Below are 14,097 nucleotides of genomic sequence, written 5' to 3' on the forward strand. Positions count from 1 at the left end.
GCGAGCCTATGCCGGGGTGTCGGAGGAGTCGTCGTCACGCCCCGGAGCCAGCCGGCGGGCGAACAGCCCGACGACCTTGTCGAGCACCCACGCGGCGGCCAGGCACAGCGGCACGACGACCACCATGACCAGCACGAACTGCACCGGGAACCAGGCCTGGGCGAGCCACAGCTCGACCCCGTCCCACCAGTCGGCAAGCCCGTTGAACACGGTGTGAGCCTACGCGCGCCCTGCTGCCACCGCGTGCGAGGGGCGGTACGTTGCAGGACATGTTCGCCGTGTACGCGCAGGAACCCAACGCCGACAGCCCGCTGGACTCGCTCGTCGTGGGCGAGCGCCCCGAACCCGAAGTGCCCGACGGCTGGGTCCGCGTGCACGTCAAGGCGGCCAGCCTCAACATGCACGACCTCTGGACGCTGCGCGGGGTCGGGATCAAACCCGACCAGTTCCCGATGATCCTCGGCTGCGACGGCGCGGGCACCCTCGACGACGGCACCGAGGTCGTCCTCCACTCGGTGATCAACGCGCCTGGCTGGCAGGGCGACGACACCCTCGACCCGAAGCGCTCGCTGCTCACCGAGAAGCACCAGGGCAGCTTCGCCGACCAGGTCGTCGTGCCGGCCCGCAACGTCGTCCCGAAGCCCGCGGCGCTCAGCTTCGCCGAAGCCGCCACCATGGGCACGGCCTGGCTGACCGCCTACCGGATGCTGTTCGTGAAGTCCGGGCTGCGGCCGGGGCAGACGATGCTCGTGCAGGGCGCCTCCGGCGGTGTCTCGACGGCACTGATCCAGCTCGGCCGCGCGGCCGGGTTCCGGGTCTGGGTCACCGGCCGCACCGAGGAGAAGCGCGCCCTCGCCACCGGCCTCGGCGCGCACCAGGCGTTCGAGTCGGGCGCGCGGCTGCCCGAGCGCGTCGACGCCGTGTTCGAGACAGTCGGCAAGGCGACCTGGTCGCACTCGGTCAAATCGCTCAAGCCGGGCGGGATCATCGTGGTCTCGGGCTCGACCAGCGGCCCGGACGCGCACGCGGAGCTGCAGCGCGTCTTCTTCCTCCAGCTGCGCGTCGCCGGCTCGACCATGGGGACCCGCGACGAGCTCGCGGACCTGCTCGCCTACCTCGACCTGACCGGGATCCGGCCGCAGATCGGCGTGGAACTTCCATTTTCCGAGGCACCGAAGGGCTTCCAGGCGATGCTCGACGGGAACACCGCCGGCAAGATCGTCTTCACCCGCTAGACCGCCGTGAGCTGGGCGGATCCCCGGATCCGCCCAGTACGGAATGCTTTCGGCATCCGGTGATTTTTCGACGTCTTCAGTTCGAGACCTGGTCGTTAGCACCGAGATTCCACCAAAACCCAAGCCCGGCCAGGTAATCTGTAGTCATGACCGCGACGAAGCGGCCCGCGTCGGCGACCCCGGGCGGCCGGCCCAGTGACGAGGACCCGATCCGGGTGTCCTTCCGGCGCTACGCCGGCGTCCGCACCCGTGTGCTCGAGGTCGGCGAAACCGCCGCCGAGCCGGAGGTTCCACGCCGCGCCCTGCGTCGCCGGGCCGCCGCTCCGCACGTCCGGCCCACCGCACCGCGCCTGGTGCTCCTGCACGGCTACTGCGACAGCGCCGACACCTGGCGCCCCGCCCTGGAGCAGCTCGCGGCCGCCGGGATCCCGGCGGTCGCGGTCGATCTGCCCGGCTTCGGGGACGCCCAGCCGCTGCGGCCGGGCCCGATGCTGCCGCAGCTCGATGCCTTCACCACCGCCGTCGTCCGCGAACAGGCCGTGCTCGGCTCGGTCGTGCTGGCCGGCAACTCCCTCGGCGGCACCATGAGCCTGCGCGCGGCGCAGAACAGCCGCCTGCCGATCTCCGGGGTGGTGTCCATCGCCGCGCCGGGCTTCGTCGACTCGTGGCTGATCCGCGCGGTGGCGCGCTACCCCCTGCCACTGCGGCTGTACTCGTCCCTGCCCGTCCCGGTGCCGGGGTTCCTGGTGCGCACGGTCGCCGAGCAGCTCGTCCCGCGGCTGCTCTACGCCGACTCGGGCGCGGCCGACGCGACCCACGTGCAGCGCTTCACCGCGCTCTTCCCGGACTACCGCGCGACGAAGAGCCGCCTCGAGCAGGCCCGCCAGCTGGTCGCGGAGCTCGCCGACGCCTACCGCCTCGACTCGGTCCGGGTCCCGCTCCTGGTCGTCGCGTGCGGCAAGGACAAGCTCGTCACCGCGGCGTCCGGGCGGCAGCTGCACACGCTGGTGCCGCACAGCAGGCTGCTGGTCCGCGAGGACTGGGGGCACTGCCCGCAGCTCGACGACCCGGTGGAGGTCGCGGAGCTGCTCACCTACTTCGCGGCGGGCGCGGTCCGGACCACCCAGGCCAAGCGGGCGGCCGCCGCGGCGCCGAAGGCCGTCAGCGAGGGCACCGCGGCGGGCTGACGCGCTCAGGCTGTAGGCCCGCGGAGTTGGCGGTAGGTTCCGGCGAGGGTCCGTGATCCGGGCCCTCCACCGACCGTTCGGGAGACGACGATGTCCGCTCCAGAAGGCCTGGGCTCGAGCTCCGGCATCTTCCGGCGCAAGCCGATCGACCAGATCCAGGACACGACCGAAAGCGGCGGGCTGCAACGCACCCTGGGGCTGTGGCAGCTGACCGCGATCGGCATCGGCGGCATCATCGGTGCCGGGATCTTCGCCCTCGCCGGCAGCGTCGCGCACGGCGACGACGCGGCGGGCATCCCGGGTGTCGGCCCGGCCGTGCTGATCTCCTTCCTCATCGCCGGGATCGCCAGTGCGGCGGCGGCGTTCTCCTACGCCGAGTTCGCCGGCCTGATCCCGAAGGCGGGTTCGGCCTACACCTACGGCTACGCGGTGCTCGGCGAGGTCGTCGGCTGGTTCATCGGCTGGGACCTGCTGCTGGAGTACACCGCGATCGTGTCGGTGGTGGCGATCGGCATCTCCGGCTACTTCAACTTCCTGCTCGGCCAGATCGGCCTCGACCTGCCCGCGTGGATGCTCGGCGCGCCCGGCACCGGGCCGGGCCACAAGGTCGACCTGTTCGCCGCGCTGCTGTGCCTGCTGATCGCGTTCCTGCTCAACCGCGGCATCCGCAGCGCCGCCCGGTTCGAGACGGCGATGGTCGGGATCAAGGTCCTGATCGTGCTGGTCGTCATCCTGGTCGGCTTCTTCTACGTCAAGACCGGCAACTACACGCCGTTCGCGCCCGCGGGCTTCGGCGGCGCGGTGACCGGCGCCGCGACGGTGTTCTTCGCCGTCTTCGGCTACGACGCGATGTCGACCGCGGCCGAGGAGTCGAAGGACGCGCAGCGGCACATGCCGAAGGCGATCCTGTACTCGCTGGCCATCTCGATGGTGCTGTACGTGCTGGCCTGCCTGGTGCTCACCGGCATGCAGAAGTACACCGAGATCGACCCGAAGAGCGGGTTCTCGACGGCGTTCAAGTCGGTCGGCCTCGACGGGCTGGCCACGGTCATCGCGATCGGCGCGATCGTCGGCATCCTCACCGTGCTGTTCACGTTCCTGATGGGTGCGACCCGCGTCGGCTACTCGATGAGCCGCGACGGCCTGCTGCCGCCGTGGCTGGGCAAGACCCACCCGACGCGGCAGGTGCCGAGCCGGATGACCTGGATCCTCGGCGGCGCGTCCGCGATCATCGCCGGCGTGCTGCCCATCGGCGAGGCGGCCGAGCTGACGAACATCGGCATCCTGCTCGCGTTCGTCGTCGTCTGCGTCGCGGTGATCGTGCTGCGCTACAAGCAGCCGGACCTGCCGCGCACGTTCAAGACCCCGGGCATGCCGGTGGTACCCGCGATCGGCGTCGTGTTCTCGATCTGGCTGATCACGTTCCTGCAGCCGGCGACCTGGCTGCGGTTCGCGGTCTGGTTCGTGATCGGCCTGATCGTCTACTTCCTGTACAGCCGGCGGCACTCGGTGCTGAACCGCTAGCGGATCCGGTCGAGGCGCGCGGCGGCTTCGCGCGCCTCGACCTTCAGCCGTTCGATGATCACCGCGGCCGAGGCGTCGTAGGCGAGCGGGTACGTCTGGCCCGCCCACAGCGAGATCGCCTCGGGGTCTCCTGCCTTCGCAGAGGCCTTGCGCACCGGGCCCGCCAGGTGGTTGAGCTGCGGGTACGCGGCCGGCGCGCCCTCGGACAGGGCGTCCATGAACTTGTTGACCAGCCCGCGCGCCGGGCGGCCGCTGAAGGCGCGGGTGAAGGCCGTCTCTCGCTCGGCGACGGCGAGGGCCTTGCGGTGCGCCTCGGACGTCCCGGCTTCGTCCGCGCGCAGGAAGACCGTGCCCAGCTGGGCCGCGGCGGCCCCGGCGGCGAGCACGGCGGCGACGTCCGCGCCGTGCACCAGCCCGCCGGCGGCGATCAGCGGCAGGTCGACCCGGGCGGCGACGAGCCGCAGCAGCGCGAGCACGCCGTATTCGGCGCCGCCGCCGGGCCGGTGGGGGTCGTCGGTGAACAGGCTCCGGTGCCCGCCGGCCTCGAAGCCCTGCAGGACCAGCGCGTCGGCGCCGAGGTCCGCCGCCCGCTGCGCGGCTTCCGGCGTGGTCACGGTGACGACGACCGTGCTCCCCGCCTCCTTCAGGCGCACGACGTCCGACGGGGTGGGCGGGCCGAAGGTGAACGACACCACGGGGATCCGCTTCTCCAGGACGACGTCCAGCTTCGCGGGGTAGCTGTCGTCGTCCCACTTCGGTTCGCCCAGTTCGACGTCGTACTCGCGGGCGAACTCCTCGAGCCGCTCGCGGTGGGCGCCGACGTCGGCGCCGGTGTCCGGCTGCGGGACGAAGAGGTTGACGCCGAACGCACTCCCGGTGAGCTCCCGCGTCCGGTCGATCTGCGCGGCCAGCGCGGCGGGGGTGAGCATGCCGGCGGAGAGGAAGCCGAAGCCACCGGCCTCGGCCACCGCGGCGACCAGCTCCGGAGTGGTGGGCCCACCGGCCATCGGCGCGGCGACGACCGGGAACGTCAGCTCGTCGAACATGCCACCGAGCGTAGTCCTCAGGCGGGCAGCAGCATCGTGTAGAGCTTCGTGATCAGCCCGTTCTCGACCAGCGCGACGTCGATCCCCCGCACCACCGGCGGTTCGCCCTCCGGGCCGAGCCGCCACGCGAGGTGCCCCATGTCGTGGTTGACCAGCACCGGGCCGTCGGGCGCGAACACGAAGCCCGGGGACTGCCCGAGCAGGCCCTTCGCCTTGGCGTTCAGCTCCTCGTGGCCGGTCGTGACGCCGTCCGGGTCGGCGAACTCGACGTCGGCCGCGTAGGTCTCGGCGATCGCCTTCGCCCGCCGTTCGTCGTCACGCTCGTTGAACACCTTGAGCAGGTTGGCTTCCATCAGCTCGGCCACCGTCGCCATGCGCGTCCTCCTCAGACTCCGCGGCCATATTACGTGACATGTCACGTAACTGTCAGGGGTGGTCGTTCGGCCGGGGCAGGCTGCCGTGCTCGACGAGCCTGTCGTAGACGCGGTCCAGCAGGGCCGTCAGCTGAGCCTTCTCCTCCGCGCCGAGGGCATCCAGGAACGCCTGCCGCACGAACCCGACGTGGTCCGGCGCCGCCTGCCGCAGCGTCTCCCAGCCCGTTTCCGACAGCACGACCTCGGTCACCCGGCGGTCGTCGGCGGCGGTCCCGGTCTCGACCAGCTCGCGCGCCCGCATCCGCTTCAGGTGGTGCGACAGCCGGCTGCGCTCCCAGCCGATGCGGATCGCGAGGTCGGTGACCCGCATCCGGCCGCCGGGCGCGCTCGTGAGCGCCACCAGCACGTGGTAGTCGGCGAGCGAGATCCCGCTGTCGGCGCGCAACTGCCGGTTCAGCTCGTACTCCAGCCGGAGGTGCACCTTCATGTAGGCGTACCAGGCGGCCGTCTCGGCGCCCGAAAGCAGCGCGAACGGCGACCCCGGCGCGAAGTCCCCTGTCACGCGGCGAGCTTAACCACCCAAACTGGTCTAGACCATCAGCGCGGGAAATGCGACGATCCGGGCAGGCGCGACGGCGAGGTCGCGCCCCTTCTGCCTGGAGGTCCCCCGGTGAAGCATCCGTTGGCGCGGCGGCTCGGCCGCGCACTCGCCGTCCTGGCCCTGGTCGGCGCCGGTACGACAGCCGCACACCTCACGCCGGCCGCGGCGGCCACGCCGGCGTTGCAGTCGATCGTGCCGGTGCCGGTCTCGGTGACCCCGGCGGCCGGGGTCGCGTTCCCGCTGGTCTCGACCACTTCGATCGTCACCGAAGCCGGGTCGGCGCCGGCCCGCCAGGTCGGCGACTACCTGGCCGGCGTGCTGCGGCCGTCGACCGGCTTCGCGCTGCCGGTGTCCGACGCGCCGGCGTCCGTGCCGTCCGGCAGCATCGCGCTGCTGCTCAGCGGCGCACCCGCGGCCGTCGGCGCGCAGGGCTACCAGCTGGTGTCGACGGCGTCCTCGGTCACCGTGCGGGCCACGACCGCCGACGGGCTCTTCGCCGGCGTCCAGACGTTGCGGCAGCTCCTGCCGGGGCGCGTCGAAAGCACCTCCGCGCAGCCCGGGCCGTGGAGCATCCCGGGCGCGACGATCGTGGACTACCCGCGGTTCGGCTACCGCGGCGCGATGCTCGACGTCGCCCGCCACTTCCACCCGGTGTCGACGGTCAAGAGGTATGTCGACCAGCTGGCCCAATACAAGATCAACCACCTCCACCTGCACCTGGCGGACGACCAGGGCTGGCGCATCCAGATCGACAGCTGGCCCCGCCTGACGACGTACGGCGGCAGCACCCAGGTCGGCGGCGGCGCGGGCGGCTACTACACGAAGGCGCAGTACACGGACATCGTGAACTACGCCGCTTCACGCCACATCACGATCATCCCGGAGATCGACATGCCGGGGCACGTGAACGCGGCCCTGGCGTCGTACGCGGAGCTGAACTGCAACGGCGTGGCCCCGGCCCTGCGCACGGACACGGCGGTCGGCTACAGCTCGTTGTGCATCTCGAAGGACATCACGTACAAGTTCATCGCGGACGTCCTGCGCGAGCTGGCGGCCCTGACCCCGGGCCCGTACCTCCACATCGGCGGCGACGAAGCATCGGCGACCTCACAGGCGGACTACCTGACGTTCATGAACAAGGTCCTCCCCCTGGTGGCGGCGACGGGCAAATCGGCGGTGGGCTGGCACGACATCGCGAAGGCCACGCTGCCCGCTTCGGCGACGCCGCAGTTCTGGGGGACCACGACGTCGGATCAGGGTGTCTCGACGGCGGTTTCCCGCGGCAGCAAGGTGATCCTGTCGCCGGCGAACAAGGCGTACCTGGACATGAAGTACAACAGCTCGACGCCCATCGGCCTGTCGTGGGCGGGCTACATCGAGGTCCAGGACGCGTACAACTGGAACCCGGGAGCGTACCTGTCGGGCGTGGGCGAATCGGCGGTCCGCGGCGTGGAGTCTCCACTGTGGACGGAGACGGTGGTGACGCCGTCGAACATCGACTACCTGGCGTTCCCCCGCTTGGCGGCGCACGCGGAACTGGGCTGGTCCCCGTGGTCGACCCACGACTGGACGACCTTCCGGACCCGGCTGGGCGCGCAGGCACCCCGCTGGGTGGCGCAGGGGATCGGCTTCTACCGGTCGTCGCAGGTGGCGTGGGACACGGGCGGGACGACGAACCCGGGCACGTGCACGGACCCGGCGTGGAGCGCCACGCAGGTGTACACGGGCGGGAACGTGGTGTCCCACAACGGCCACAAGTGGACGGCGAAGTGGTGGACGCAGGGCGAGGAGCCGGGAACGACGGGCCAGTGGGGAGTCTGGTCCGACAACGGCGCCTGTTGAGGTGAGAGCCGGGCCCGCCCTCGGCGGGTCCGGCCGCAACAATGAGCAGTGAACTCCGGCCATTAGCTCGCCCCGGTACTCAAAGCACTCACCGACGTGAATTTAGCAAATACCCATCACCGGAAAAATAATCAAACAATTCCGGCAGCCCTTGCCAGAAACGCGAATCTCCTGAACCATCGACACCCATGGATGGGGCGGCAGCCAGAAGCGTCATAGCCGAGCAGAATCGAAACGTCCGCGACGCCTTGGCACTATTCAGCAGCCAACTGAGCCAGCAAGCTCGCGCGGCCAACGCAAGCCTCGCCCCGTGGGCGGCCGAACGTGTCGAGCGGCGGCGTCCATCGCCGCGCGGCGGCACCCCTGATTCTTTCTACGACGCCGTGGCCGAGTACGAAGCGGTGATGGCCAGGCAACGAGCGAGGTTCAAGCCTCCGCCTCCTCCCGACCCCGCGACAGTTCCGGTACCGGTCGATCCACGGCTTCGCCAGCGCCTCGTCACTGCCGCCACATGGCTGAGCGACTCGTGCGCTCTCGCCGATCGCTGGAGCGGCCTGAAGAACTTCGACGGGTGGGTGAGCTTCGACACCGACGGGACCGGTGAGGCCAGCTACCTGCTCGACCAGGCGATCCAGCCCGGAGCAGCGTACAGCCCCGCCTACCTGAGAGCCAAGGTCCAGGACATCTGCAAGGCCCTGCTCTCGATCAGCACGAAACTGCGGGATTTCCCGGTGCCCGATTCGCTGATCGACGTACCGGACATCGTACATGCTCCCCGCTTCGCCCGGCTCAAAGAAGGCATCCTCGCGCGCCTGATCACCGAAGATCTCGAAACCCAGATCAAGGCGGGGCGACAGCTTGAAAGGTCTCCGGAGTCGACGGGTTCCTCGTCGCCGCCAGTGCTGCAATGGGTCGTGGATGCGGCCAACGTCCTCCGCGGCCTGAGCCCGGAAGTGCTGCAGGGCTTCGGCAGGCTCGTCTCGGGCTCGACTGCGTGCACGTGTCCGGGTGTCGCTTCTCCTTTCACCCTGGCGGAATCCTATCTGGTACTGGGATTGGACTACCTGGAAGAGGTGCGAGAACGCATGCCCGACTACGCGGAAGCATCCGGGCAACGGGCCCCGGAGCCGCGCATCTCGATGACCATCAAGGGCGGAACGATCAACGGCATGCAGATCGCCACCGTCAACTCGACGCTCGCGAGCGTCGTCAACCAATCCGGCTCGGACACAGCCACTGCACTGGAAGCTCTCAAACAGGCGGTTCTGTCCCACGATGGCCTCGACAGCGAGGCGACACAGGAACTGATCGACAACGTCGAATACCTCGCGGAGGCGGCCGAGAAGCCACCCGAGAAGCGCAACCGCGGAATCATCAAGCTGGCCCTCGCGGCCTTGACCGGAGCGGCGACAGCGGGCACGGAGCTCGGCAAGGTGATGAACTCCTGGGGAGACGTGCTGCACAAGATCATGCCTTGAGTCCACCAGCCATCTCACCGCGCGTACTCGGGCCGCCCACTCAGCGCAACGGGAACACCGCCGCCGCCGGGTGGGTTAGGTTGGGGCATGAGCGCTGATCTGGAGCAGGTTCGCACCCTGTCGCTGCAGGAGCACGGCCTCGCCACCGTCGCCACGACGCGGGCGGACGGCACCGTGCACGCCTCCGTCGTCAACGCCGGTGTCTTCGATGATCCGGTGACCGGCGCGCCGGGTGTCGCCTACGTTGCCGTCGGGAAGGCGCACAAGCTTGCGCTGCTGCGGCGGGCCGGGCACGCCACCCTGACCTTCCGGCGGGGGTGGAACTGGCTCTCCGTCACCGGCGCCACCCACCTCATCGGGCCGGACGACCCCGATCCCGCCTTCGATCCGGCGGGCCTGCCGCAGCTGCTGCGTGACGTCTTCATCGCCGCCACCGGGACGCACGACGACTGGGCCGAGTACGACCGCGTGATGGCCGAAGAGCGGCGGGTCGCGGTGTTCATCCGGGCAGACCGGATAATCGGCAATCCCTGACCCCTCCGGCCCCAGGAGTCGTCCCGTTGTCCGAGTCCCCGCCCCGCGTGACCACGCCGGTCAAGGTCCTCGTCGGCTTGCTCGTCGTCGCCGATGCCGGGTTCGGCGCGGCGCTGGCCACCGGACTGGTGCGCGGCCTCTCGCCGTGGCTGATCGGCGGTGCCTACGCGGCGACCGTGCTCGCCGCCGTGGTGGCCTACCGCGTCTCCCGCGCCCGCGACCTCAAGCGCGGCTTCGAAGCCCTGCGTGACCTCACCATCGGTGACGAGGGTCTCCGCCTGCCCGCGGGCACGCTCAGCACGCGGCTGGTGCCCTGGCCGGAGATCGCCCAAGTCACCGTCCGCCGTTCGGCCCGCTTCGGCGACGGCTACCTGCGCGACGCCCTCTGGGTCGACCTGGTCACCGGCGGCGGCGTCGAGAGCTCGGTGCAGCGCTACGCGCCTCGAAGCAAGCTCCAGCCGGCCCCACCCGAGCGGCGGCAGTTCGAGCAGACGGCAATCCTGCCCCCGGCTTTGTTCGACGCGATGCTCGACCGGCTCCGGAAGGAACTGCGCAACCGGCAGCTGGACGCCCAGTTCCGCGGCACCCGCTTCCTGCAGGACTGACGGGCCCAGCCGCTCAGCCGAGCCGGCCCAGCAGCTCTCGTGGCACGATCCGCACCGGGAACGGCCGCTCGAGCTCGACCGCCTCGTCGCCTGCCGCCTTGGCCACCTGCTGGTAGCGTCCCTCCTTGTCGAGCTCGAACACCGTCAGCGCGGGCTCCTTCGGGTCAATTACCCAATAGCTGCCGGTCCCGAGCCGCTCGTAGACCGCTTTCTTGGTGTTGAGGTCGTGGATCGCTGTGCTGGGCGACAGCACCTCGACCGCCAGCACCGGGGGCGCCGGGAGATCCTTCTCAGTGAAATCCTTGCCTAAGCCGACCAGGACGTCCGGCTGGAGCTCGATCTTGTCACCCGAGTGCACCGCAAATGGTGCTCCAACGACGTAGTACTCAGCCGGACACGCTGACTCGAGCACTCCGTAGAGCCAATACCCAATGGTCTGGTGTCTGAGCCCCGGCGTGGGGCTCACGATGAGCACCCCGTCGACGAGTTCGTATCGTCGGCCATCAAACGGGATCCCCTCGAGGTCGTGCACCGTCAGGGGGCCCGAATCGGCGGGATGCTCGATGTCTGCCATGACCGTCATGGTGCTCTCCTTTCGCTCTTCGCACCAGAGCGAACCAGAGACCACCGACAGAAACCGCATCGAACGCGAGTTCGGCGCCCATATTCACGCGGTGGCGTGAATATGGGCGCCACTGTCACATCAACGGAACAGTTACTTCTTCTTGCCGGAGTCCTCAGTGGACAGTGCGGCGACGAAGGCTTCCTGCGGAACCTCGACCCGGCCGACGGTCTTCATCCGCTTCTTGCCTTCCTTCTGCTTTTCCAGCAGCTTCCGCTTCCGCGAGATGTCACCGCCGTAGCACTTGGCCAGCACGTCCTTGCGGATGGCGCGAATCGTCTCGCGGGCGATGATCCGCGAGCCGACCGCCGCCTGGATCGGGACCTCGAACTGCTGGCGCGGGATCAGCTCGCGCAGCCGCGTCGCCATGCGGTTGCCGTAGCCGTACGCCGCGTCCTTGTGCACGATCGCCGAGAACGCGTCCACGGTTTCGCCCTGCAGCAGGATGTCCACCTTGACGAGGTCCGAAATCTGCTCACCGGCCTCTTCGTAATCGAGGGACGCGTAGCCGCGCGTACGCGACTTCAGCGTGTCGAAGAAATCGAAGATGATTTCCGCCAGCGGAATGTTGTAGCGCAGCTCGACGCGGTCCTCGGACAGGTAGTCCATGCCGAGCAGGCTGCCACGCTTGGTCTGGCACAGCTCCATGATCGTGCCGACGAACTCCGACGGCGCGAGGATGCTCACCTTCGACACCGGCTCGTGCACTTCGGCGATCTTCAGCCCGGTCGGCCAGTCGGACGGGTTCGTCACGACGACCTCGCTGCGGTCTTCGAGCACCACGCGGTAGATGACGTTCGGTGCCGTCGAGATCAGGTCGAGGCCGAATTCGCGCTCGAGCCGGTCGCGGGTGATCTCCAGGTGCAGCAGGCCGAGGAAGCCGCAGCGGAAGCCGAAGCCCAGCGCCACCGATGTCTCCGGCTCGTAGTCGAGCGCGGCGTCGTTGAGCTGGAGCTTGTCCAGCGCTTCGCGCAGCTCGGGGTAGTCGGAACCGTCCACCGGGTACAGGCCCGAGTAGACCATCGGCTTCGGTTCGCGGTAGCCGGCCAGCGCCTCCTTGGCGCCGTGCCGCTCCGACGTCACGGTGTCGCCGACCTTCGACTGGCGGACGTCCTTCACCCCGGTGATGAGGTAGCCGACCTCGCCGACGCCGAGGCCCTTGCTCGGCTTGGGCTCCGGCGAGATGATCCCGACCTCGAGAAGCTCGTGCGTGGCGCCGGTCGACATCATCCGGATCCGCTCGCGCGGGGTGATCTTGCCGTCGACGACGCGGATGTAGGTGACGACGCCCCGGTAGGTGTCGTAGACCGAGTCGAAGATCATCGCGCGGGCGGGCGCGTCGGCGTCGCCCTGCGGCGCCGGCACCTGCTTGACGACCTCGTCGAGCAGCTCGGCGACGCCCATGCCGGTCTTGGCCGAGACCCGCAGCACATCCTCCGGCTCGCAGCCGATGATGTGGGCCAGCTCACCCGCGTACTTGTCGGGGTCGGCCGAGGGCAGGTCGATCTTGTTGAGCACCGGGATGATCTGGAGGTTGTTCTCCAGGGCGAGGTAGAGGTTGGCCAGCGTCTGAGCCTCGATCCCCTGCGCGGCGTCGACCAGCAGGATCGCGCCTTCGCACGCCTCCAGGGCCCGGGAGACCTCGTAGGTGAAGTCCACGTGGCCGGGCGTGTCGATCATGTGCAGGACGTGGTCCTGCCCGTCGACCTGCCAGGGCAGCCGGACGTTCTGCGCCTTGATCGTGATGCCGCGTTCGCGCTCGATGTCCATCCGGTCGAGGTACTGGGCCCGCATGGCGCGCTCTTCGACGACGCCGGTGAGCTGCAGCATGCGGTCGGCCAGGGTCGACTTGCCGTGGTCGATGTGCGCGATGATGCAGAAGTTCCGGATGAGCTCCGGAGGCGTGAAGGTGGTGTCGGCGAACGTCGTCACTCGAATGAGTCCTCGGAAAGTCGGGGATGGCCACCTCTATGTTCCCATGGCCCTCCGGGTGCGGGTGGGGGTCATCCCCGATGCGGCATTTCGTGATCCGTGGTGCCCTCGAAGTATGAGCAATACGCACCAGCCGGCACCCCCTCCCCAGCCGGAGACCAGCGGGTTCGCCCGCGTCCTCGACCGGACGTTCGGTCACCCTTCCGGCGCGCTCGGCCGCCTCGGCGGCTGGGTCATGGCCCGCGGCAACGCCGCCACCGAACACCGCGTCGTCGACCTGGCGAAGATCGAACCCGACGAGACCGTTCTGGTCGTCGGGCCCGGCCCCGGCGTCGGCCTGGAGGCCGCAGCTCGCCTGGCCGGGCGCGCCGTCGGCGTCGACCCCTCCCTCGAGATGCTCACGCTGTGCCAGGAGCGCTGCGGCGACCGCGCCGAGCTGCGCGAAGGGTCGGCAGCGCACACCGGCGAGCCGGACGAGTCCGTCGACGTCGTGCTGAGCGTGAACAACGTCATGCTGTGGGACGACCGCGCGGCCGGGTTCGCCGAGCTGTTCCGGGTGCTGCGTCCGGGCGGGCGGCTGCTGCTGTCCGCGCACGAGAAGTGGCTGCCGGTGAGCAGGCACGTCCTGGCCGACGAAGCCGCCGCCGCCGGCTTCGCCGACCTGCAGACCTGGACCTGGGAACCGCCGGGGTTCGCCGCGCTCGCCGCGCAGCTGCGCGCGGTCAAGCCCGCTTAGCGGGTGTCCGTGCGGATCGGGTGGCCCTCGGGGACCTCGACCAGCACGATGCGCGTGCCGTCCGGATCGGCGATCCAGGCCTCGTCGAGGCCCCACGGCTCGCGCTGGGCGTCACGCACCGGCTCCAGCCCCTTGGCCTTGAGGCCGGCCAGGGTGCCGGCGAGGTCCCGGACCTGCAGCCAGAGCACCAGATCGGGCGACGCGCCCGCCTCGCCCGCACCGGAGACCTCCAGGGAGCCGTGGCCGAGGAAGAACACGGTGCCACCGGGGAATTCCCGCTCCACGGCCAGGCCGAGGGTGTCGCGGTAGAACGCCGTGGACGCGGCGGCGTCCCGCGGGCGGATCAGCAGCCGGCTCTTCAGGATCTCCATCCGCCCATCC

15 protein-coding genes are annotated in these 14,097 nt (G+C 69.8%); 8 read left to right on the forward strand and 7 right to left on the reverse strand.

Going from position 1 to position 14,097, the window contains the following annotated elements:
* Window positions 1-6: 6 nt before the first annotated feature.
* Window positions 7-210 carry a hypothetical protein gene (locus tag ACWED2_RS06100; RefSeq protein ID WP_449689347.1) on the reverse strand — a complete coding sequence of 68 codons (204 nt, stop codon included), beginning with the start codon at window positions 208-210 and terminating at the stop codon, window positions 7-9.
* Window positions 211-269: 59 nt separating this feature from the next.
* Between ACWED2_RS06100 and ACWED2_RS06105 the strand changes: the two genes are divergently transcribed.
* The 3 genes from ACWED2_RS06105 (at window position 270) to ACWED2_RS06115 (ending at window position 3,946) form a co-directional block, all read left to right on the forward strand.
* Complete coding sequence (locus ACWED2_RS06105) at window positions 270-1,235, forward strand: quinone oxidoreductase family protein (protein WP_449689348.1); 966 nt, start codon at window positions 270-272, stop codon at window positions 1,233-1,235.
* A gap of 146 nt (window positions 1,236-1,381) precedes the next feature.
* Entirely contained in the window at window positions 1,382-2,422 is a 1,041-nt protein-coding gene (locus ACWED2_RS06110; RefSeq protein WP_449689349.1) for an alpha/beta fold hydrolase, read from the forward strand.
* Window positions 2,423-2,512: 90 nt separating this feature from the next.
* Window positions 2,513-3,946, forward strand: a complete 1,434-nt coding sequence (locus tag ACWED2_RS06115) for an amino acid permease (protein WP_449689350.1) — start codon at window positions 2,513-2,515, stop codon at window positions 3,944-3,946.
* On the opposite strand, the gene ACWED2_RS06120 is transcribed toward ACWED2_RS06115, so the two are convergent.
* Genes ACWED2_RS06120 through ACWED2_RS06130 form a run of 3 tightly spaced genes read right to left on the reverse strand, consistent with a single transcriptional unit; the run spans window position 3,943 to window position 5,928 of the window.
* On the reverse strand, window positions 3,943-4,992 hold the full coding sequence (locus ACWED2_RS06120) for an NAD(P)H-dependent flavin oxidoreductase (protein WP_449689351.1): 1,050 nt from the start codon (window positions 4,990-4,992) through the stop codon (window positions 3,943-3,945). The two genes, ACWED2_RS06115 and ACWED2_RS06120, sit on opposite strands and share 4 nt — an antisense overlap.
* A gap of 17 nt (window positions 4,993-5,009) precedes the next feature.
* Complete coding sequence (locus ACWED2_RS06125; protein ID WP_449689352.1) at window positions 5,010-5,366, reverse strand: nuclear transport factor 2 family protein; 357 nt, start codon at window positions 5,364-5,366, stop codon at window positions 5,010-5,012.
* A 52-nt stretch (window positions 5,367-5,418) separates the two neighbouring features.
* The gene (locus ACWED2_RS06130) at window positions 5,419-5,928 is read right to left on the reverse strand and encodes a MarR family winged helix-turn-helix transcriptional regulator (protein ID WP_449689353.1); all 510 of its coding nucleotides are present in this window, start codon (window positions 5,926-5,928) and stop codon (window positions 5,419-5,421) included.
* A gap of 108 nt (window positions 5,929-6,036) precedes the next feature.
* Between ACWED2_RS06130 and ACWED2_RS06135 the strand changes: the two genes are divergently transcribed.
* From ACWED2_RS06135 to ACWED2_RS06150, 4 genes are all read left to right on the forward strand, one after another.
* A complete protein-coding gene (locus tag ACWED2_RS06135) occupies window positions 6,037-7,809 on the forward strand; it encodes a family 20 glycosylhydrolase (RefSeq protein ID WP_449689354.1) in 1,773 nt (590 codons plus the stop codon).
* Window positions 7,810-7,997: 188 nt separating this feature from the next.
* Complete coding sequence (locus ACWED2_RS06140) at window positions 7,998-9,287, forward strand: hypothetical protein (RefSeq protein WP_449689355.1); 1,290 nt, start codon at window positions 7,998-8,000, stop codon at window positions 9,285-9,287.
* 87 nt (window positions 9,288-9,374) lie between these two features.
* Window positions 9,375-9,821 carry a pyridoxamine 5'-phosphate oxidase family protein gene (locus ACWED2_RS06145; RefSeq protein ID WP_354914787.1) on the forward strand — a complete coding sequence of 149 codons (447 nt, stop codon included), beginning with the start codon at window positions 9,375-9,377 and terminating at the stop codon, window positions 9,819-9,821.
* A 26-nt stretch (window positions 9,822-9,847) separates the two neighbouring features.
* Window positions 9,848-10,426, forward strand: a complete 579-nt coding sequence (locus ACWED2_RS06150; protein WP_449689356.1) for a hypothetical protein — start codon at window positions 9,848-9,850, stop codon at window positions 10,424-10,426.
* A 13-nt stretch (window positions 10,427-10,439) separates the two neighbouring features.
* Here the strand turns inward: ACWED2_RS06150 and ACWED2_RS06155 are convergent, their stop codons facing one another.
* On the reverse strand, window positions 10,440-11,009 hold the full coding sequence (locus ACWED2_RS06155) for a Uma2 family endonuclease (protein WP_449689357.1): 570 nt from the start codon (window positions 11,007-11,009) through the stop codon (window positions 10,440-10,442).
* Between the two features lie 132 nt (window positions 11,010-11,141).
* On the reverse strand, window positions 11,142-12,980 hold the full coding sequence (lepA, locus tag ACWED2_RS06160; protein WP_449689358.1) for a translation elongation factor 4: 1,839 nt from the start codon (window positions 12,978-12,980) through the stop codon (window positions 11,142-11,144).
* Window positions 12,981-13,095: 115 nt separating this feature from the next.
* Between lepA and ACWED2_RS06165 the strand changes: the two genes are divergently transcribed.
* Window positions 13,096-13,716 carry a class I SAM-dependent methyltransferase gene (locus tag ACWED2_RS06165; protein WP_449689359.1) on the forward strand — a complete coding sequence of 207 codons (621 nt, stop codon included), beginning with the start codon at window positions 13,096-13,098 and terminating at the stop codon, window positions 13,714-13,716.
* Here the strand turns inward: ACWED2_RS06165 and ACWED2_RS06170 are convergent.
* Complete coding sequence (locus tag ACWED2_RS06170; protein ID WP_449689360.1) at window positions 13,713-14,087, reverse strand: VOC family protein; 375 nt, start codon at window positions 14,085-14,087, stop codon at window positions 13,713-13,715. The two genes, ACWED2_RS06165 and ACWED2_RS06170, sit on opposite strands and share 4 nt — an antisense overlap.
* Window positions 14,088-14,097: the final 10 nt, after the last annotated feature.

Source organism: Amycolatopsis sp. NPDC005003, from assembly GCF_053600695.1.